Origin of the sequence: Rummeliibacillus sp. SL167 (assembly GCF_007896505.1) — a bacterium.
Taxonomy (GTDB): Bacteria; Bacillota; Bacilli; order Bacillales_A; family Planococcaceae; genus Rummeliibacillus; species Rummeliibacillus suwonensis.
This window is the reverse complement of the sequence record NZ_VCBM01000001.1, coordinates 1735840-1754857: the sequence shown is the minus strand read 5'-3', so window position 1 is coordinate 1754857 and position 19018 is coordinate 1735840. Positions and strand designations below refer to the sequence as shown.

The window sequence follows — 19018 nt, the reverse complement described above, 5'->3', positions numbered from 1 at the left end:
ATAATCTAAAGTATTGCACAAAATTCATAACCTTTTGAATATTGCATAATTTAAGGAATTTACAGGAGGCTAAATAAAGATGAATTTATTAGCTAAAACAAGAAAAATTAATTCGATGCTCCAAGCATCAGCAGGTAAACAAGTTAACTTCAAAGAAATGGCTGAAAAACTTGGTGAAGTAATCGAAAGTAATGTATATATTGTAAGTCGTAAAGGAAAACTATTAGGAATTGCAGTGAATCAACAAATTGAAAACGAACGTTTTAAGAAAATGTTAGAAGAGCGCCAATTTCCAGTAGAATACACTCATAACTTATATGATTTCTCTGAAACGGCTTCTAATTTAGACGTTTTCGATGAACATAGTGCTTTTCCAGTAGAAGCCCAAGAAATCTTCAAATCCGGTTTAACGACGATTGTACCTATCAACGGGGGCGGAGAACGTCTAGGAACATTAATACTTGCACGTTTAGAAAGTAAATTTGAAGATGACGATCTAATCCTAGCTGAATACGGTGCAACAGTTGTAGGTATGGAAATTTTACGTGAAAAAGCTGAAGAAATTGAACAAGAAGCTCGTAGCAAAGCTGTCGTGCAAATGGCTATTAATTCATTATCATATAGTGAACTCGAAGCAATCGAACATATTTTTGAAGAGTTAGATGGTTCTGAAGGTTTACTAGTCGCATCTAAAATTGCAGATCGAGTGGGGATTACTCGCTCAGTTATTGTCAATGCATTACGTAAATTAGAGTCAGCCGGCGTGATCGAATCTCGTTCATTAGGGATGAAAGGTACTTATATTAAAGTATTGAACAACAAATTTTTACATGCTTTAGCAGAAATTAAAATGCGCTAATCTCCATTAGAGATGAATCATCTTTTTTAAACATCAAAGCGAAGATCCAATCGTTTTTTTAGATAAGAATCTACAAGTTTCAAAAGACGCGAATGTTATTGAACGGCATTCGCGTCTTTTTATGGTCTAAGCTATTTAGCAGATTATATTATTCATCTTAACTTAAATGTTCGACTTATAGAAACAATAAACAAGCTTGCATCATTTAGCCAATGGGATAGAAGTAAAAGAGTTATGGATAGATTTAGATAAGTAAATTTAGGCTTGAATAGATTGTATAAGTGGTTTTTGCATCGTTTTAGAATAAGTATCCGCAAAAAAGGAATGTTTTAAAGACGAATGAACCTTGAATTTCACAGTGGGGACAAAAGGATTTTTGTTGAATACCTTATTTAACAAAGTGTCTAATTCATAAAAAAACAGGAGATAAGCGAGAAAATCAAAAATGGTTGCTTCAACTAGTATTCCATGGAGGAGAAGAAAACAACCTGCTGAGTGAAGTTTATTTTAAAAAAGCAAATCTTCATCATCAATAACTAAATTTTATGATTAAATTGGAGTATTAGTTGTAGTAAAGTAGTCAGTATAAAAGATTATTTTTAATGGTTAATTCGTCATTGCTTTAAGCTTAAAAGAAATGAATGCTTCTTTTATGGATTGAAAATGTGGACAATTTGCGAAAAAGCCTGTTATATCGGCGATTTTAAGCTGTTTTGGAAAATCTATAAAAAATGCATCTAATCAAAAAGTAGCATTAATGAATTGGAAAAGATGGTGTTCTAAACTATTTCTTATACAAAAATAGTTTTTTTTTCCTATTAAAAATATGCTATTAACAATAGACACTTTATAACATATTTATTACAATTATAACGTAGCGATATATAAGAGAATTTGACAAAAAAAGTCGAATTGAGGTGAATGATTTGAGTTTATTTGGAGGTACCATAAGCAACATTGAACACGGATTATCCTATGCAAGTGTAAAACAAAAAACAATAGCGCAGAATATAGCGAATGTCGATACACCAAACTACAAAGCAAAAGATGTAAGTTTTAGCAAAATGTTATCAGATGCCCAAGACTCATACATAAAAGCATATCGTACGAATGATAAGCATATTGATTTTCAAACTGATTCCAAAACGCCAGGTGTATATAGTTATTCTAACTTACGTTATAGAGAAAATGGAAATGGCGTAGACATGGATAAAGAACAAGCAAGTTTAGCAGAAAATATAATCTACTATAATGCTCTAATTGATCGAGAGAATAGTAAGTTAAATACACTCTTAACCGTTGCAAAAGGAGGTAATTAGCGATGTCGATTTTCCATAGTATGGATACCACTGGCTCTGCCTTGACTGCACAGCGACTACGTATGGATGTCATATCATCTAATATGGCAAATGTGGATACAACGCGTGCTAAAAAGGTTAATGGTAAATGGGTCCCCTATACAAGAAAGACTGTAACACTGGCTCCAAAAGAAAATACATTTTCTAATTATTTAAGTGTTGCGATGGGAGGAGCAGGAAAAGAAAGTGTAGGAAATGGTGTCAAGGTTACTAGCGTAAATGAGGATACGACAACACCATACAAACTTGTATATGATCCTACAAACCCAGATGCCAATAAAGATGGATATGTACAAACTTCAAATGTTGATCCACTGAAAGAAATGGTGAACTTAATCTCAGCAACAAGATCTTATGAAGCAAATGTGACAGTATTTAATGCCAATAAATCAATGTTATCAAAGGCACTCGAAATCGGTAAGTAATTTTAACGAAGGAAGGATGAAAGAAATTGGCAGTTTCGCAAGTTTCTATTCCACAACCAGTTCAACCTACAATGACACAGACTGTGGCACAAACAATCCCGTCAAATGATAAGGAAAGTTTCGGCTCCATTTTAAAAAATGCTATTTCTACTGTTAATGATAGTCAAGTAGCTTCTGATAATATGACTGATAAATTAGTTAATGGGGATAATGTTGAGCTTCATGATGTAATGATTTCAGCTCAAAAAGCGAATATTACATTAAATACTGCATTATCAATTCGTAATAAAGTAATTGAGGCTTACCAAGAAATAATGCGAATGACAGTTTAATAGGAATGACATCGTAACTTCAGGCACGATGAATCATTTACTATAACCGGAGGCTCAAAATGAAGGAAAGACTAATGAATATCAAAACCAAATTCAGTGGGTTTTGGGGTAGTCGAACAAGAATGCAAAAAGGGACAATCATCGGTTCTATTATAGCCGTAATAATTATTGCTTCAATTATTACATACTTTACAACGAGAGTGACTTATGCGCCTTTGTATTCAGACTTATCAGCTGCTGAAGTTGGACAAATTAAAGAACAATTAGATTCAAAGGGAGTTAAATACCAAGTAACAAACGGAGGAACAGCTATTTCTGTACCGGAGGACCAAGTAGATAATTTAAAAGTAGATTTAGCTTCTCAAGGATATCCTCAATCTGGCCAAATCGATTATTCCTTCTTCTCACAAAATGCTGGGTTTGGAATGACAGACAACGAATTCAATGTATTGAAATTAGCGTCCATGCAAACGGAACTTGCAAATTTAATGAAAGAAGTTAAAGGTGTCAAAGACGCAAAAGTCATGATTACACTGCCAGAAAAGGGCGTCTTTGTTAGCGATTCTCAGCAAGAAGCGAGTGCATCAATCGTATTGAATACGGAACCCGGTTATCAGTTTACGGAATCACAAATCAAAACATTATATAATTTGGCTTCCAAAAGCGTACCCAATTTAAAACCAGAAAATATTGTGATTACCAATCAATACTTTGAATATTACGACTTAAATACACAAACAGCCTCAGAAACAGGCAGTGGAGTTTCTTCTACAGATTCAAACAACCAATTGGCCATCAAAAGACAAATTGAACGTGATCTTCAACGCCAAGTTCAAACCATGTTAGGTCAGTTAATGGGGGCTGGTAAAGCGGCTGTCACAGTAACGACTGATATTGATTTTACGCAAGAAAAACGTGAAGAAAATTTGGTTGAACCAGTAGATAAAGAAAATATGGCTGGTATTCAAATAAGTGCACAAAAGATTAATGAAACCTACACAGGTAATGGAGCGGCGGCAGGTGGTACACCAGAAGCTGATCAAAACACCGATAATTTCACAGATTACCAATCTTCAGGTAATGGCAATGGCGATTATGAAAAAACAGAAGATACTGTAAATTACGAAGTAAATCGTATTAAACGTAAAATTACTGAAAGTCCATACAGAATTCGTGATATTGGAATTCAAGTATTGGTAGAACCGCCAAAACCAGGAGATCCTACTTCTTTACCACAAGCAACGCAAGATAATATTAAAAGTATGTTAGCTTCAATCGTTCGTACTTCCATTGATAAAAACGAGGCTGGACAGTTATCCAATGCACAGGTTAATCAAAAAGTGACAGTTGCTGTTGAAAAATTAAACGGTAAAGCGCAAGTGGCAACAGCACAACAAAGTGGCATTCCATGGTGGGTATACGTAATTGGCGGAATATTATTAGTAGTGATTGGTTTATTAGTATTCTTCATTATTCGTTCGAAAAGACGACAAGAGTATGAAGATGAGGAATATGAAGAAGACGATGGAGAAGATTTAGAAGTAGATGATATTTCTGAAGAAAAAGATACCGAAGCAACATTACGGCGAAAACAACTTGAAAAAATGGCGAAAGAGAAACCTGAAGAATTCGCTAAATTATTAAGAACATGGATTTCAGAAGATTAATGGGAGGGATCAGCTGTGGTAGCTAAGAAAGAAAAAGAGTTATCAGGAAAACAAAAAGCAGCACTCCTATTAATTTCTTTAGGACCGGAAGTTTCAGCTGCTGTGTATAAACATCTAAATGAAGAAGAAATTGAAAAACTTACGTTAGAGATTTCAAGTGTTAAAAAAGTAGAACCAGAAATTAAAGAAGAAATCATTGAGGAATTTCATAATATTGCGCTTGCGCAAGATTATATTTCACAAGGCGGAATTGGCTATGCTAAAACCGTACTAGAAAAAGCATTGGGCAATGATCAGGCACAAGCCATTATCAATCGTTTAACTTCATCCTTACAAGTAAGGCCATTCGATTTTGCACGTCGCACAGATCCTGCTCAAATATTTAACTTTATCCAAAATGAGCACCCACAAACGATCGCTTTAATCTTATCTTACTTAGAACCGCAACAAGCAGGAGTGATCTTATCTTCTTTACCACAGGAAGTGCAGGCAGATATTGCTAAGCGAATTGCAACAATGGATTCTACTTCACCAGAAGTAATTAGCGAAATCGAATCGGTTTTAGAACGAAAATTATCATCAACAGTTACTCAGGATTATACAGAAACTGGTGGCGTGGATGCTGTTGTTGAAGTGTTAAATGGTGTTGATCGTCAAACTGAGAAAACCATTCTCGATGCACTCGAAATTCAAGATCCAGAACTTGCAGAAGAAATCAAAAAACGTATGTTTGTTTTCGAAGATCTTGCTACACTCGACAATCGTTCCATCCAACGTGTTATTCGAGATTGCGAAAACGAAGATTTACTGCTTGCATTGAAGGTTTCTAGCGAAGAAGTAAAAGAAATCATTTTCAAAAACATGTCCCAACGTATGGCAGAAACATTCAAAGAAGAAATGGAAATCATGGGACCTGTTCGCTTAAGAGATGTAGAGGAAGCTCAATCTCGCATTGTTGCCATTACACGTCGATTAGAAGATGCAGGTGAAATTATTATCGCTCGGGGTGGAGGAGATGACGTCATTGTCTAAGATTTTCCGATTCGATGATTCAAATCATTCTACAAAAGATTTTCGCACCATTGAAATACAAGAATTATTTGTTACACAAGATGACGTAGAAGAGGATATAACTCCAGAGAATATTTTAGCAGAGCGAAATAAACTTTTAAGTGAAGCACAGCAAGAAATTCAAAATCAAAAAGATGCATTTGAACAACAGTGTTTATTGGAAAAACAAGCACTGGCAGATGACAAAAATAAATGGCAACAAGAAAAAGTGGAACTGCAAAAACAAGCATATGATGAAGGCTTTCAACAAGGGTTTGAAGATGGACGTTCAAAAGCGGAAGATAATATGTCTGAATCCGTTCGAATAGCCAATAATACAATAGCTCAATCGAAAGTAAATGCAGAGCAATATTTGCAACAACAAGAAAACATTATTTTGGATATCGCGATTCGATCTGCTGAAAGAATTCTTGGGATGACTTTAGAAGAAAATCATGAACGCTTTATTGATGTAGTTCGAAGAGGTTTAAAAGAAGCGAGGGAAATGAAAGAAATCAAATTATATGTTTCGCCCGCATACCATCAACTAGTAACTGAACATCGTGAAGAACTAAGCGGAATGTTTCCTGTAGGTGTCCCATTCATGATTTTTGTCAATGAAGATCTCGGGGATACGGATTGTTATATTGAAACAAATCACGGGAGAATCATTGTTAGCATTGACCAACAATTGAATGAGCTGAGACTAAAACTTGGAGAAATTTTGGAAGGCGTGGATTGAGGACAATGAAAGCTGTAGAGTTATTAGAGCACATATCATCTATACAAACGTTAAAAAAATTTGGACGAGTTACGAAAGTGGTCGGTTTAATGATTGAGTCACAAGGACCCGATAGCTCGATTGGAGATGTCTGTAAGATTCATGTCAATACGGTTAAACATGGTCATCAAGAAATTCTTGCCGAAGTGGTTGGGTTTAAAGATGAAATTGTTATATTAATGCCTTATACATCTCTTCGGGAAATTTCAATAGGGTGTTTAGTTGAAGGAACAGGAATTCCATTAGAAGTAAAAGTAGGACCTGAACTTATTGGAAAAGTACTTGATTCAATGGGATTGCCAATTGATGGTAGTAGCTTACCCAAAGGATTAACAACAGTTCAAACGGAAGAGGATCCACCCAACCCATTAACAAGGCCGCCAATTAATGAAACATTGGCAGTTGGTGTAAAAGCAATCGATGGAATGTTAACCGTTGGAAAAGGCCAGCGTGTAGGTATTTTTGCTGGTTCTGGTGTTGGAAAATCAACACTTCTTGGAATGATTGCCAGAAATACTGCTGCTGATTTGAACGTCATTGCACTAGTTGGTGAACGTGGTCGTGAAGTACGAGAATTTATCGAGCGTGACTTAGGTGAAGAAGGACTAAAACGGTCGATTGTCGTTGCTGCTACTTCTGATCAGCCAGCGCTAATGCGTATAAAAGGTGCTTTTACTGCAACCGCTATAGCGGAGTATTTTCGTAATCGTGGACTAGATGTCATGTTGATGATGGACTCGGTTACGAGGGTTGCCATGGCTCAGCGCGAAATTGGATTAGCAACAGGTGAACCGCCCGCCCAAAAAGGATATACGCCATCCGTTTTTGGCTTACTACCAAAGCTTTTAGAACGAACAGGGACCAATGAAAAAGGTTCTATTACAGCATTCTATACAGTTCTTGTAGATGGTGATGATATGAATGAACCAATTGCTGATACAGTGCGAGGGATTCTGGATGGACATATTGTTTTAGACAGGACATTAGCAAACAAAGGGCATTATCCAGCGATAAATGTTTTAAAGAGTGTTAGTAGGCTGATGAATCACATTGCAACGCCTGAACATGTAAAAGCAGCAGAACATTTGAGGGAACTCTACTATACCTATGATAAGTCAGAAGATCTGATTAATATCGGAGCCTATAAAAAGGGTACTTCAAAAGAAATTGATGAAGCTATTTATTATGAACCATTGATTACATCCTATTTAAAGCAAGGATATAAGGAAAACATTAGTATGGAAGATAGCGTTGCAGAATTAGTGAAATTATCGAATGGCGGTGCGAATTAGATGCAGACTTACAAATATCGCTTTGATCAAGTAATGATTGTTAAACAGCAAGAAAAGGACCAAACCGAAATTGCCTATAAAGATGCCACGAAGTCATTTGAGGATATAGCTACAAGATTATATAACCTTCTTAAGAAGAAAGAAGATCTGATCAATTTTCAAGAAAAAAAGTTAGCAAAAGGTGCAACAATTAATGAAATTCATCATTATTCAAGTTTTTTAAACAGTGTTGAAAAATCAATTGATGAAACACAGCAAAAAGTTATCCAAGCACGCTCCAAAATGGAGTGGCATAAAGATAAATTAATAGAAAAATCATTAGAATGCCGTAAATATGAAAAGATGAAAGAAAAAGATTATCAAACTTATCACAAAGAGCAAGAGCGTCTTGAAATGATTGAGCTAGACGAGCTTTCATCCATTGCATATTACAACAAGGAAATCAGGTGATCATATGGCAACGACTCCTAGAAAAAAAGTAAGTAAACAAAAATCACCAGTTGAAGAGGTTGAAGAGAAAAAAAAGCCGGGAATCATTCAAAAACTATTCTTCTGGGTGATCATACCTTTACTCTTTGTATCAGCTATTCTCCTAATAGCTGCAGAAGTTACAGGTACAAATGTATTTGAAAAAGTGAAAGAAATAACTGGATCTTCTTCAACAGATGAAAAAGCGAAAGATACAAAAAAATTGAACACCAATAACGAAAAACAGATTGCTGATCTGAAAGCCCAAGTTCAAGAAAAGGAAGCGGAAATTGCTAAGTTGCAAGGAGAAGTGGAAGATTCCAAAAGTGAAAAGTCAAAAATGGCAATTGAAAAACATCGCTTAGAAATACAAATCAAGAAACTTGAAAAGGGCAACAACACAGTAAAGACGAAGTTTAATGATCTTGTTACAACCTATGAAAAAATGGCGCCAAAAGCAGCTGCACCGGCCATAACAAATCTAAAGGATGCTGAAGCAGTAAAAATTCTCGCAAGTTTAAAACCAGCTACTCTAGCGGCAATTCTAGAAAAAATGCCTTCAGATAAAGCCGCACACTATACAGAGCTATTGGCTAAAAATCAATAATACTACAGATTTTGAAAGGAGGTGAAAACATGAATGTAGAATCGTTAGATTTTTCAAAAACTGTGAAGGCTGAACCAACAAAAGTTCAAAAAACATCAAGTAAACAAAAATTTTCTGATTTACTAACTACAGCAAATTCTTCTGATTCTCAGAACAATGTGAAGTCGGAGAATGTGCCAAAAGATTCAAATGAAGTTTCTTCACAAAAAAAAGTAGAAACAACTTCTACAGATAGCGCAAAAACGGTACAAGAAGATGAATCGAAGAAAGTGGAAGATACTAAGGAAGAAGCTTCAGATAGCAAAAAAGTTAGCCAATATACATTTGATTTGACAAGTGGCTTAGAGGGATTGTTAGGGACAGTTTCAAAACTTGCAGATGCGCAAAAGAAGGATTCTGACATTTCTATCGAGGATTTACTGGCAATTATGAATGCTTCTACGTTGCAGGATTTAAATGCTGCAACTGGACTAGCGTTAGACGAGGATGATCTTTCAGGAAAGTTATCATTGGATAATTTATTGGAAAAGCTGGGTATTAACAAAGAAGATTTGCAAAATACGATACAACAGCTGACCGGTAAAAAAGCAAGTACTGATGATGTTTGGAAAATGCTTGAAAACATTGGTCAAAATGCAGTAGCTTTTGTACAAAATCTATTCGCAGCTATTAAAGGTGACACAACTTCAAAAATTTCGAAAGATCAAGCATCACAATTACTTCAAGTGTTAAAAGTAATTGAAGTGGTTGCTCCTAAAACAGATTTATTGTTAAAACAAGAGTATCAAACATTTCAAGTAAAAGAATTATTATCGACACTTTCAACAAAGGCAGAAAGTATTCAAGCACAAAATACAAAAACAGATTTACCCTTTGCAAAGTTAAATGACTCTCAGACACTAACTGTTAAATTGGTAGATTCAAACGGCAATGACAATGTAAGCACACTATCATCCACTGTGAAGACTTCAACGACAACTGTTACGCTAACATTGCCGGCAAACAAGGCAGCACAGGGAGAAGCCTTTGTAAAGGAATTCCAAGCCATTATGAATCGTAGTCAATTCTCCAATAATGCTGCAGGTACAAAATTGCTTATTAAATTGTATCCAGAAAATTTAGGTTCTATTCGAGTAGAACTTATGCAAAAAGATGGTGTGATGACAGCGCGCTTTTTAGCTTCTACAGCCGTTGGTAAACAAATGCTGGAAAGCCAATTACAGCAATTAAAGCAGGGTCTCGTGAATCAGAATATCCAATTAGATCGTATTGATGTTTCACAGGCATTAACAGAAACAAACCGAAATGAAAGAGATCATCAACAATCATTCCAGCATTCATTTAAGCAACAATCCCAAGAACAGCACAAAGAACAAAAAGATGATGATGATGAAAAAGTAAGCTTTAACGATATTTTAATGGATTTGGAGGTTTAAAGAATGGCTGATACAACTGTTACAAATGAGATCCCTTCTGATTATTATTTGAAAAATAACAAGACGACAAAAGAAACAGGGAATAGTTCGTTAGATAAAGATGCCTTTTTGAAGTTACTTGTCGCACAGTTACAAAATCAAGATCCGACAAGTCCAATGGATGATAAAGAATTCATTTCTCAAATGGCTCAATTTTCATCATTAGAGCAAATGCAAAATGTGGCGAAATCGATTGACTCATTATCAGAAATTGCTCAGCAATCCCAACTCATGCAATACAATGATTTTATCGGAAAAGAAGTTACGTGGCATGAATTAACGGACAAGAAAGATGAAAAAGGAGATCCAATTATTAATTCAGGTACAGGAATTGTCAGTAAAATTACATTCACAGGCGATAATGTTAAAATTACGCTTGCAGATGGTAAAGAATTAGAACCTGCAAATATATCTGGAGTAAATAGTTCTTCTGAAGGGAACACATCTAATTCATTGGTCGAAGCAAGTATGCTTATTGGAAAAAATGTATCTTATAAAGAAGAGGATGCTTCAGAAGAAACGACTGATTCTGTAAAATCAGTAAAAAAAGCTGCGGATGGCAGTGTCGTTTTAGTACTAGCGAATGGCAAAGAAGTTCAAGTAGATCAACTGTCCTCTATCTCAATATAAAGGGGATGAATGAGTGATGAATATAAAATATATTCAGCAGCCGTATCACATACAAACACGATTGACATCGAATGTTTCTAATGACAAACAATCTGTGAAGCAATCGTTTCAAAACATATTAGAATCTGAAGAAGCAAAACAGTTAAAAGTGAGCAAACATGCTTCAAATCGCTTGCAAGAACGTAATATAGCGATTGATGATAAGCAATGGGAAAAAATCACAAACAAAGTGTTTGAAGCAAAATCAAAAGGTGTCAACGATTCTTTAGTTTTAACAAACAATGCCGCGCTTATCGTAAGTGCCAAAAATGCAACAGTCATAACCGCTATGAATCGTCAAGAAGCACAAGATCAACTATTTACCAATATTGATGGCACAATCGTGCTAGAATAGGCAGGACCTTTTAAAGGGGGCCTATGTATTACTGAATGATAGAGGTAATACAGTTTAAATCGAAAGGGGAAAATAATTATGCTACGTTCGATGTTTTCAGGAGTCAGCGGACTTCGAAATTTCCAAACAAAATTAGATGTCATTGGGAATAATATTGCTAACGTTAACACTTATGGCTTCAAAAAAGGTCGCGTTATTTTTAAAGATTTAATCTCACAAACAACACAAGGGGCCACAGCACCTAATGGTACTCTAGGTGGAGTAAACCCTAAACAAATTGGTCTTGGATCACAATTGGCAACTATAGATACGATACCGGATGAAACAGCTCGCCAAACTACTTATCGAGTGTTAGATTGCGCAATCGAGGGGGATGGCTATTTTGTTGTATCAGATGGAACAAATAATTATTATACACGTGCTGGAAATTTTTATATAGATAATAATGGTACATTAGTATCTGGTGATGGTAAAAAAGTTGTGACAGACCAAGAATTTACAATACCAACTACTGCAACACGGTTAACGATCGGTCAAGATGGTACAGTTTCCTATGTACAGGATAATGAGAATGTAGTAGCAGGAAAAATCCAAATTGCACGTTTTGCAAATCCAGGTGGGTTAACAAAGGTAGGAGGAAACTATTTCCAACCGTCCAATAACTCAGGAGAACCCATAATGGGAAATCCAACAGAAGAAGGTCGTGGTGCAATCATCTCTGGTGCTCTTGAAATGTCCAATGTTGATTTATCCGAAGAATTTACTGAAATGATTATTGCACAACGTGGTTTCCAAGCTAACTCACGTATTATTACAACTTCTGATGAGATTCTTCAAGAATTAGTAAATCTAAAACGATAATGATTGGGTCTTTAAATTATTGATAAAGGAAGGGGGCTGGGCCGGCTCTTTTTACACCCGGCCCTTACATCCTATGATTGCACTGACGAAACTAAATAAAAAACCGTTCTCATTAAATGCTTTATACATAGAATCGGTCGAGGAGTTTCCTGATACGACAATCACGTTAACGACCGGGCGAAAATATGTTGTGTTAGAAACGAAGGATGAAGTTCAAAAAAAAATAATCGAATTTTATCGTAGTGTACAACTCCTATCAAACCCGTACTTGAGAGGTGAAGAAGATGAAGAATAACAAATTATTAACCATTATGTTGATCATTTTAGTTTCTATTACACTTATAGGTGTTGTAGCAGTAGTTGTTGTTACCCAATTGAATAAGGGTTCAGCAACTGAAGTGCAAAACATTGATGATATCGTTGAATCTTCAGTTGATGTGGAGGAAATTACAACGAATATCGCTGATGATAATTATATAAAAATAGCTCTTAAAATCCAGACAACAAGTAAAGATGCAGCAGAGGAATTGACAAAACGTGATTTCCAAGTAAAAAGTATCTTGATCGAGGAATTGTCAGAGATGACGAAAAAAGATTTAGAAAGCAAGTCAGGGAAAGAGATGCTTAGAAATACATTAAAGACGAAAATCAATGATTTAATGCAAGATGGTGAAGTACAACAAGTATATTTTACTTCGTACATCATTCAGTAAGACATAATTAGAATCGTAATGGAGGTGGGAAAATGGCAGGAGATGTGTTATCACAATCCGAGATTGATGCGCTTTTATCTGCATTATCAACAGGGGAAATGACGGCGGATGATATTAAGAAAGATGAGGAGGCAAAAAAGGTCAAAGTCTATGACTTCAAACGTGCTCTTCGCTTCTCAAAAGATCAGATTCGCAGTTTAACCCGAATACACGAAAACTTTGCACGTTTACTCACAACTTTTTTCTCGGCCCAGCTAAGAACATATGTGCAAATTACAGTCGCATCAGTCGATCAAATACCATTTGAAGAGTTTATTCGTTCGATTCCGAATATGACTTTGATCAATGTATTTGAAGTCCCTCCTTTAGATGGTAATATCTTAATGGAAATCAACCCTAATATTGCGTATTCTATGTTAGACAGGTTGATGGGAGGAACGGGAGCCAGTCATAGCAACGTTGACAATCTAACGGAAATTGAAACGAAGATTATGACAAACCTATTTGAACGTTCTTTTGATAATTTACGAGAGGCTTGGGTCAATATTGCGGATATAGATCCAATATTGACGGAACTAGAAGTAAATCCGCAGTTTTTACAAATGATTTCACCGAATGAAACAGTCGTTGTTATTTCGTTTAACTCGATTATAGGTGAGACAAGCGGTATGATTAACATTTGTATCCCTCATGTTGTACTAGAGCCAATCGTCCCGAACTTGTCTGTTCGCTACTGGATGCAATCAAACAAAAAAGAACTGTCACCAGAGCAAACGGCTATTATCGAAAGACGTGTGAAGCAATCTGAATTGGAGGTTATTGCTGAACTAGGAACTACTGAAATAAGCATTGAAGATTTTCTCATGTTGCAATTTGGTGATGTCATTCAGTTAGATCAAAAAATTAGTCAACCACTGGTGTTAAATGTAGGAGGTATTCCTAAGTTTACAGTCCAACCAGGTAAGCTAAAAACTAGGATGGCTGTGCAAGTAATAGAGTCTTTGAAAGGAGGAGACGATGATGAGTGATGATATGCTCTCACAAGAAGAAATTGAAGCCCTATTAAAAGGCGAATCTATCAATAAAACAGATAACGAACCGTCTTCTCAGGAAAAATATAATGTAAATGATTATTTGGATACAATGTCTCAAGATGCACTTGGAGAGATTGGAAATATTTCCTTTGGAAGTTCTGCCACTGCATTGTCTTCATTATTAGGGCAAAAAGTTGAAATTACAACGCCTACAATTAGTATGATTAACCGTGATCATTTGGAAGAAGAATTTCCACATCCTTATGTCGCTATTCAAGTTGAATATACTACCGGATTAATGGGAACGAATCTGCTTGTTATCAAGCAATCTGATGCAGCGATTATCGCAGATTTAATGTTAGGCGGAGATGGACATACACCTTCAGAAGATTTAGGTGAAATTCATTTGAGTGCTGTTCAAGAAGCGATGAATCAAATGATGGGATCAGCCGCTACGTCTATGTCAACAATCTTTAATAAGAAAGTGGATATCTCTCCACCAACAATCGACTTGATGAATATTTCCAAAAATGAGGGAACCGACAATATCCCTTCAGATAAATTACTGGTAAAAGTGTCATTCCGATTGAAGATTGGTGATTTAATCGATTCAAACATCATGCAATTGTTACCTTTAGAATTTAGTAAATCTTTAGTGAAACAATTAATGAATCCTGGACAAGAGGAAGCGGCTGTTACAGCGACTGCGGCCCCAGAAGGGAAAAAGCCACCAGTACAACAGCAAGCTCAGCCTTCTGCGGCGCCAGCACAAGCGCCAATTCAGGAAGAAACAATAGCGGCAAGACAACAACCTGCGCAACCAATGTATGAACAACCATATACAATGCAGCATCAAGCACCGCAACAACCTGTGAATGTGCAACAAGCGCAGTTTGCAAGCTTTGAAAATACTAATTTAAAACAAGCAGAAGCTAGAAATTTAAATATGCTACTTGACATACCACTACAAGTTACTGTTGAATTAGGACGTACGAAGCGTTCCGTTCAAGAAATTTTAGAGCTAGCGAGTGGTTCAATTATTGAATTAGATAAATTAGCTGGTGAGCCAGTAGATATTCTAGTCAATAGTAGGCTAGTAGCAAAAGGTGAGGTTGTTGTAATCGATGAAAACTTTGGTGTTCGTATTACAGATATCTTAAGTAAAGCGGATCGACTTAATAATCTTAAATAGTTATTCATTGGAGGAGTTAAGCATGGCAAAACGTATTTTAATTGTAGACGATGCAGCTTTTATGCGCATGATGATCAAAGACATTTTAACTAAAAATGGCTTTGAAGTTGTTGGAGAGGCTAGTGACGGAGCACAAGCAGTGGAGAAATATGGAGAGTTGAAACCAGATTTAGTGACAATGGATATCACAATGCCAGAAATGGATGGTATTGCAGCATTAAAAGCTATTAAACAACAAGATGCTAATGCCATTATTATCATGTGTTCAGCAATGGGGCAACAAGCTATGGTTATCGATGCTATTCAAGCCGGTGCAAAAGACTTTATTGTAAAACCATTCCAAGCTGATAGAGTAATTGAAGCCATCCAAAAAGCGTTAGGTTAATAGAATGCTTTACAGAACATTTTTGAAACTGATATTGTGTGCATCCTTTTTGATCATTTTTTCTAGTCAACCATTTCAAACTGATACGGTCGTCTATGCAGATTCTAATGATTCTGTAAATGATTGCTACAAAAATCCAGATGCATGCAAAAATGATTCAACGTCAGCTGTCGATCAAAAAGATCGGTCGACAGCTGTTGGCTTTTCTGTATGGGATTACGTAAAAATGGTATTAGCGCTGATTTTTGTGATTGCCTTGCTTTATGGTGTTCTTAAATTCGTTAATAGTCGCAACAACAAATATCAACAAAGTCAGTTAATGCAAAATTTAGGTGGTATATCTCTTGGTCAGCAAAAATCAGTGCAACTTCTTAAAATAGGAGAATCGTTGTATTTAGTTGGTGTAGGTGATGATGTAAATATTTTAAAAGAAATTACCGACAAGGAAGAAAAAGAGCGATTGTTAGATTTATATAATGATAAACAAGAGTTGACAGCACAAGTACCTTACGTTGCCGAAATGATTTCGAAGTGGAAGGGAAGACACGCTGAAAAGGATGCAGATTTATCAAATGAAGGCTTTAATCAAGAACTTCAAAAGCGGTTATCAGAAATCCAACAGGATCGCCAGAAAGAATTAGAAGACTGGAAGCAGAAGGAGCGGGAAAATGAATGAGTGATTTTGTTAATTACTTCTCCAATAGCAATCCAGCAAATGTTTCTGCATCTGTTAAATTGATGCTGTTGCTGACCGTTTTATCGTTAGCACCAAGCATTTTGATCTTAATGACGTGTTTTACACGAATCGTTATCGTTTTATCTTTTGTACGGACAGCATTGGCAACACAACAAATGCCACCAAACCAAGTAATTGTTGGTTTAGCATTATTTTTGACATTTTTCATCATGGCACCCACTTTTCAAGATGTAAACAAGAACGCGTTGCAACCATTATTCGACGAAAAAATCACATTGGATGAAGCTTACTCAAAGGCAAGTGAACCTTTCAAAGAATTTATGAGCAAGCATACAAGACAAAAAGATTTAGACTTATTTTTAAAATATTCTGGAGCAAAAGAACGTCCCAAAACTATTAAAGATATTCCACTTACAACAATGGTTCCAGCATTTGCGATAAGTGAGTTGAAAACGGCGTTTCAAATGGGTTTTATGATATTTATACCGTTCTTAGTAATTGATATGATTGTAGCAAGTGTTCTTATGTCGATGGGGATGATGATGCTACCACCAGTAATGATTTCATTGCCATTCAAGATATTATTATTTATTTTGGTGGATGGTTGGTATCTTGTAGTGAAGTCACTATTAGAAAGTTTTTAGGGGATGAAAAAACATGACAGCAGAAACGGTCATTAAAATCGCAGAAGAAGCGATAAAAGTAATATTACTTGTATCAGGTCCGTTATTACTTGTTGCATTAGTTGTTGGTCTTTTAGTCAGTATTTTTCAAGCAACTACTCAAATTCAAGAGCAGACACTTGCTTTTGTACCCAAAATTATTGCAGTACTTGTTGCTATTATCTTTTTCGGTCCCTGGATGCTTACCAAAATGACTTCCTACACAAAAGATATATTTGAAAATTTAGGACGTTTTATAGGGTGATAGAATGGAAGAATTAGTTCCGAAAACAACCGTCTTTCTTCTGATTCTCGTAAGAATTTCTGCTTTTTTTATAACGGTTCCATTTTTTTCTTATAAAACGATTCCAACCAAAGTAAGAATTACGCTTGCAGTAGTCTTGTCTTGGATGATGTATTATACGATGGATGTAAAACCATTTGAAGTTAATGGAGAATACATATTGTTAATCATGAAGGAGGCCGTTGTTGGTCTTTCAATAGGACTTATTGCTTATATGATTATGGCGGCTATTCAAATTGCAGGAGGATTTGTTGATTTCCAGATGGGATTTGCTATTGCCAATGTAATTGATCCACAAACAGGCGCACAAAGCCCATTGTTAGGCCAATTTTTTAATATTTTAGCTCTTCTTGTATTGTTAGGAACGGATGGTCATCATTTAATCTTAGATGGAATTTTTTATAGTTATCAGTATATTCCAATGGATCATGTGTGGCCGGCATTCAGATCTGGTGATTTACCACAATTTGTGCTAAAAACATTTGGTACACTTTTTGGCATTGCTTTTCAAATGTCAGTTCCGATAGTAGCAACATTATTTTTAGTTGATATTGCTTTAGGTATTACAGCACGAACAGTGCCGCAATTAAACATATTTGTTGTTGGTTTTCCCGTTAAAATCGGTGTAAGTTTTATCGTACTGATCGTTATGTTAGGTGTGATGGTTGCAGTAATGGAAAAGCTATTCAATTTTATGATGATTAGTATGCGAGATTTTATGGCTCTTTTAGGTGGTGGATAAGATGCAATTGCTTCAGTTGGACCTGCAATTTTTTGCAGGAGAGAAAACAGAAAAAGCCACACCTAAGAAACGTCAAGATGCTCGTAAAAAAGGTCAAATATTAAAGAGTCAAGATGTAACAAGTGCACTTGTATTATTATCGGTATTTCTTTTTTTATTGATAGCAGCATCTTTTATGCGTGATGGAATCATGTCTTTTTTTAGTCAAACTTTCTCAAAATATATGAGAGTTGATACATTATCTATAGAGTTAGTCGTAAAAGTTTACAAAGAAGTTCTATCTGAAATGGCTGTTATCGTATTGCCGATCATGGCTATTGCAGTTATTGCAGGGGTTATAGGAAACTTTCTGCAATTTGGTCTTTTATTTACAACAGAACCGTTAAAATTTGATTTAACAAAGCTTGATCCAGTCAAAGGAATTAAGAGATTATTTTCTACTAGAGCTTTGATAGAATTACTAAAGTCTGTATTAAAAATTTCATTAATTGGTACAGTAACGACAATGATTTTATGGATAAACATTAGCAATGTCTTAAGTTTATCATTTAAGTCACCATGGGCAGCGCTCATAACGGTTTCAAAGCTTACTGTATTAATGGGGATTGCAGCATCTATCGTTCTTTTATTCATCGCTGTTCTCGATTATTTCTACCAAAAATTCGAATATGAAAAGAACTTAAAAATGTCTAAACAAGATATTAAAGATGAATATAAGAATACCGAGGGTGATCCTCTCATCAAGTCTAAAATCAAACAACGTCAACGTGAAATGGCGATGCGTCGTATGATGCAAGAAGTCCCACAAGCTGATGTTGTTATTACAAACCCAACTCACTACGCTATTGCTTTAAAATATGATGAAGAAACAATGGATGCCCCAAAAGTAGTCGCTAAAGGGACAGATTTCATCGCTCAAAAGATTAAGCTGATTGCAAAAGAAAACGATGTGGTAATGGTGGAAAATCGGCCTTTAGCTCGTGCTATGTACGATCAAGTCGAAATTGGACAACGTATCCCAGATGAATTTTTTAAAGCTGTAGCTGAGGTTTTAGCATATGTATATCGTGTTAAAAGAAAAATATAAAGA

The 19018-nt window shown here is 35.7% G+C and carries 24 protein-coding genes; all 24 read left to right on the top strand.

All coding sequences use genetic code 11. The features are described 5' to 3' along the window. Positions 1 to 79 precede the first annotated feature (79 nt). The 24 genes from codY to flhB all read left to right on the top strand — a co-directional run bounded on the left by codY (position 80) and on the right by flhB (position 19015). Positions 80 to 859 carry a GTP-sensing pleiotropic transcriptional regulator CodY gene (codY, locus tag FEZ13_RS07915; protein WP_146549369.1) on the top strand — a complete coding sequence of 260 codons (780 nt, stop codon included), beginning with the start codon at positions 80 to 82 and terminating at the stop codon, positions 857 to 859. 926 nt (positions 860 to 1785) lie between these two features. After that, positions 1786 to 2178, top strand: coding sequence for a flagellar basal body rod protein FlgB (gene flgB / locus FEZ13_RS07910; protein ID WP_146552121.1), 393 nt, complete (start codon positions 1786 to 1788; stop codon positions 2176 to 2178). Positions 2179 to 2180: 2 nt separating this feature from the next. Then, complete coding sequence (gene flgC / locus FEZ13_RS07905) at positions 2181 to 2642, top strand: flagellar basal body rod protein FlgC (protein WP_146552120.1); 462 nt, start codon at positions 2181 to 2183, stop codon at positions 2640 to 2642. Between the two features lie 26 nt (positions 2643 to 2668). Further along, positions 2669 to 2974, top strand: a complete 306-nt coding sequence (gene fliE / locus FEZ13_RS07900; protein WP_146549366.1) for a flagellar hook-basal body complex protein FliE — start codon at positions 2669 to 2671, stop codon at positions 2972 to 2974. A gap of 59 nt (positions 2975 to 3033) precedes the next feature. After that, positions 3034 to 4641 carry a flagellar basal-body MS-ring/collar protein FliF gene (fliF, locus tag FEZ13_RS07895; RefSeq protein ID WP_146552119.1) on the top strand — a complete coding sequence of 536 codons (1608 nt, stop codon included), beginning with the start codon at positions 3034 to 3036 and terminating at the stop codon, positions 4639 to 4641. Positions 4642 to 4656: 15 nt separating this feature from the next. After that, positions 4657 to 5673, top strand: a complete 1017-nt coding sequence (gene fliG, locus FEZ13_RS07890) for a flagellar motor switch protein FliG (protein ID WP_146549364.1) — start codon at positions 4657 to 4659, stop codon at positions 5671 to 5673. Beyond that, positions 5657 to 6433, top strand: a complete 777-nt coding sequence (fliH, locus tag FEZ13_RS07885; protein WP_146552118.1) for a flagellar assembly protein FliH — start codon at positions 5657 to 5659, stop codon at positions 6431 to 6433. The genes fliG and fliH overlap by 17 nt, the downstream gene beginning before the upstream one ends. Before the next feature lie 5 nt (positions 6434 to 6438). After that, a complete protein-coding gene (fliI, locus tag FEZ13_RS07880; protein WP_146552778.1) occupies positions 6439 to 7764 on the top strand; it encodes a flagellar protein export ATPase FliI in 1326 nt (441 codons plus the stop codon). Further along, positions 7765 to 8214, top strand: coding sequence for a flagellar export protein FliJ (fliJ, locus tag FEZ13_RS07875; RefSeq protein WP_146549362.1), 450 nt, complete (start codon positions 7765 to 7767; stop codon positions 8212 to 8214). It begins immediately after the preceding gene. Beyond that, positions 8186 to 8839 carry a MotE family protein gene (locus tag FEZ13_RS07870; protein WP_243881109.1) on the top strand — a complete coding sequence of 218 codons (654 nt, stop codon included), beginning with the start codon at positions 8186 to 8188 and terminating at the stop codon, positions 8837 to 8839. Before fliJ ends, FEZ13_RS07870 begins: the two co-directional genes overlap by 29 nt. A gap of 29 nt (positions 8840 to 8868) precedes the next feature. Further along, positions 8869 to 10275, top strand: coding sequence for a flagellar hook-length control protein FliK (locus FEZ13_RS07865; protein WP_146552117.1), 1407 nt, complete (start codon positions 8869 to 8871; stop codon positions 10273 to 10275). Between the two features lie 3 nt (positions 10276 to 10278). Further along, a complete protein-coding gene (gene flgD, locus FEZ13_RS07860) occupies positions 10279 to 10944 on the top strand; it encodes a flagellar hook assembly protein FlgD (RefSeq protein WP_146552116.1) in 666 nt (221 codons plus the stop codon). Positions 10945 to 10960: 16 nt separating this feature from the next. Further along, positions 10961 to 11338: a TIGR02530 family flagellar biosynthesis protein gene (locus FEZ13_RS07855; RefSeq protein ID WP_146549973.1), complete on the top strand. Its 378-nt coding sequence runs from the start codon at positions 10961 to 10963 to the stop codon at positions 11336 to 11338. Between the two features lie 78 nt (positions 11339 to 11416). Next, positions 11417 to 12199, top strand: a complete 783-nt coding sequence (flgG, locus tag FEZ13_RS07850) for a flagellar basal body rod protein FlgG (RefSeq protein WP_146552115.1) — start codon at positions 11417 to 11419, stop codon at positions 12197 to 12199. Between the two features lie 73 nt (positions 12200 to 12272). Continuing rightward, entirely contained in the window at positions 12273 to 12494 is a 222-nt protein-coding gene (locus FEZ13_RS07845) for a flagellar FlbD family protein (protein ID WP_119414291.1), read from the top strand. Further along, on the top strand, positions 12484 to 12912 hold the full coding sequence (gene fliL / locus FEZ13_RS07840; RefSeq protein ID WP_146549357.1) for a flagellar basal body-associated protein FliL: 429 nt from the start codon (positions 12484 to 12486) through the stop codon (positions 12910 to 12912). Before FEZ13_RS07845 ends, fliL begins: the two co-directional genes overlap by 11 nt. Positions 12913 to 12944: 32 nt before the next feature. Further along, positions 12945 to 13940 carry a flagellar motor switch protein FliM gene (gene fliM / locus FEZ13_RS07835; RefSeq protein WP_146549356.1) on the top strand — a complete coding sequence of 332 codons (996 nt, stop codon included), beginning with the start codon at positions 12945 to 12947 and terminating at the stop codon, positions 13938 to 13940. Continuing rightward, on the top strand, positions 13933 to 15138 hold the full coding sequence (gene fliY / locus FEZ13_RS07830) for a flagellar motor switch phosphatase FliY (RefSeq protein ID WP_146552114.1): 1206 nt from the start codon (positions 13933 to 13935) through the stop codon (positions 15136 to 15138). The genes fliM and fliY overlap by 8 nt, the downstream gene beginning before the upstream one ends. Positions 15139 to 15160: 22 nt before the next feature. After that, positions 15161 to 15523 carry a chemotaxis protein CheY gene (locus tag FEZ13_RS07825; RefSeq protein ID WP_146549354.1) on the top strand — a complete coding sequence of 121 codons (363 nt, stop codon included), beginning with the start codon at positions 15161 to 15163 and terminating at the stop codon, positions 15521 to 15523. 22 nt (positions 15524 to 15545) lie between these two features. Further along, positions 15546 to 16199: a flagellar biosynthetic protein FliO gene (locus FEZ13_RS07820; RefSeq protein WP_255473074.1), complete on the top strand. Its 654-nt coding sequence runs from the start codon at positions 15546 to 15548 to the stop codon at positions 16197 to 16199. Next, positions 16196 to 16864, top strand: a complete 669-nt coding sequence (gene fliP, locus FEZ13_RS07815; protein WP_146549352.1) for a flagellar type III secretion system pore protein FliP — start codon at positions 16196 to 16198, stop codon at positions 16862 to 16864. The genes FEZ13_RS07820 and fliP overlap by 4 nt, the downstream gene beginning before the upstream one ends. Positions 16865 to 16877: 13 nt before the next feature. Next, positions 16878 to 17147, top strand: coding sequence for a flagellar biosynthesis protein FliQ (gene fliQ, locus FEZ13_RS07810; RefSeq protein ID WP_146549351.1), 270 nt, complete (start codon positions 16878 to 16880; stop codon positions 17145 to 17147). Between the two features lie 4 nt (positions 17148 to 17151). Beyond that, the gene (gene fliR, locus FEZ13_RS07805; protein WP_146552112.1) at positions 17152 to 17928 is read left to right on the top strand and encodes a flagellar biosynthetic protein FliR; all 777 of its coding nucleotides are present in this window, start codon (positions 17152 to 17154) and stop codon (positions 17926 to 17928) included. Between the two features lies 1 nt (position 17929). Continuing rightward, the gene (flhB, locus tag FEZ13_RS07800; protein ID WP_146552111.1) at positions 17930 to 19015 is read left to right on the top strand and encodes a flagellar biosynthesis protein FlhB; all 1086 of its coding nucleotides are present in this window, start codon (positions 17930 to 17932) and stop codon (positions 19013 to 19015) included. Positions 19016 to 19018 lie beyond the last annotated feature (3 nt).

Coding starts and splice junctions, on each gene's coding strand:
- fliM (WP_146549356.1), top strand. CDS start 12,945: ATGGCAGGAGATGTGTTATCACAATCCGAGATTGATGCGCTTTTATCT.
- fliI (WP_146552778.1), top strand. CDS start 6,439: ATGAAAGCTGTAGAGTTATTAGAGCACATATCATCTATACAAACGTTA.
- flgD (WP_146552116.1), top strand. CDS start 10,279: ATGGCTGATACAACTGTTACAAATGAGATCCCTTCTGATTATTATTTG.
- flhB (WP_146552111.1), top strand. CDS start 17,930: ATGCAATTGCTTCAGTTGGACCTGCAATTTTTTGCAGGAGAGAAAACA.
- fliJ (WP_146549362.1), top strand. CDS start 7,765: ATGCAGACTTACAAATATCGCTTTGATCAAGTAATGATTGTTAAACAG.
- fliF (WP_146552119.1), top strand. CDS start 3,034: ATGAAGGAAAGACTAATGAATATCAAAACCAAATTCAGTGGGTTTTGG.
- codY (WP_146549369.1), top strand. CDS start 80: ATGAATTTATTAGCTAAAACAAGAAAAATTAATTCGATGCTCCAAGCA.
- FEZ13_RS07845 (WP_119414291.1), top strand. CDS start 12,273: ATGATTGCACTGACGAAACTAAATAAAAAACCGTTCTCATTAAATGCT.
- FEZ13_RS07865 (WP_146552117.1), top strand. CDS start 8,869: ATGAATGTAGAATCGTTAGATTTTTCAAAAACTGTGAAGGCTGAACCA.
- fliY (WP_146552114.1), top strand. CDS start 13,933: ATGAGTGATGATATGCTCTCACAAGAAGAAATTGAAGCCCTATTAAAA.
- FEZ13_RS07825 (WP_146549354.1), top strand. CDS start 15,161: ATGGCAAAACGTATTTTAATTGTAGACGATGCAGCTTTTATGCGCATG.
- FEZ13_RS07855 (WP_146549973.1), top strand. CDS start 10,961: ATGAATATAAAATATATTCAGCAGCCGTATCACATACAAACACGATTG.
- fliP (WP_146549352.1), top strand. CDS start 16,196: ATGAGTGATTTTGTTAATTACTTCTCCAATAGCAATCCAGCAAATGTT.
- fliH (WP_146552118.1), top strand. CDS start 5,657: ATGACGTCATTGTCTAAGATTTTCCGATTCGATGATTCAAATCATTCT.
- fliL (WP_146549357.1), top strand. CDS start 12,484: ATGAAGAATAACAAATTATTAACCATTATGTTGATCATTTTAGTTTCT.
- flgC (WP_146552120.1), top strand. CDS start 2,181: ATGTCGATTTTCCATAGTATGGATACCACTGGCTCTGCCTTGACTGCA.
- fliQ (WP_146549351.1), top strand. CDS start 16,878: ATGACAGCAGAAACGGTCATTAAAATCGCAGAAGAAGCGATAAAAGTA.
- fliR (WP_146552112.1), top strand. CDS start 17,152: ATGGAAGAATTAGTTCCGAAAACAACCGTCTTTCTTCTGATTCTCGTA.
- flgG (WP_146552115.1), top strand. CDS start 11,417: ATGCTACGTTCGATGTTTTCAGGAGTCAGCGGACTTCGAAATTTCCAA.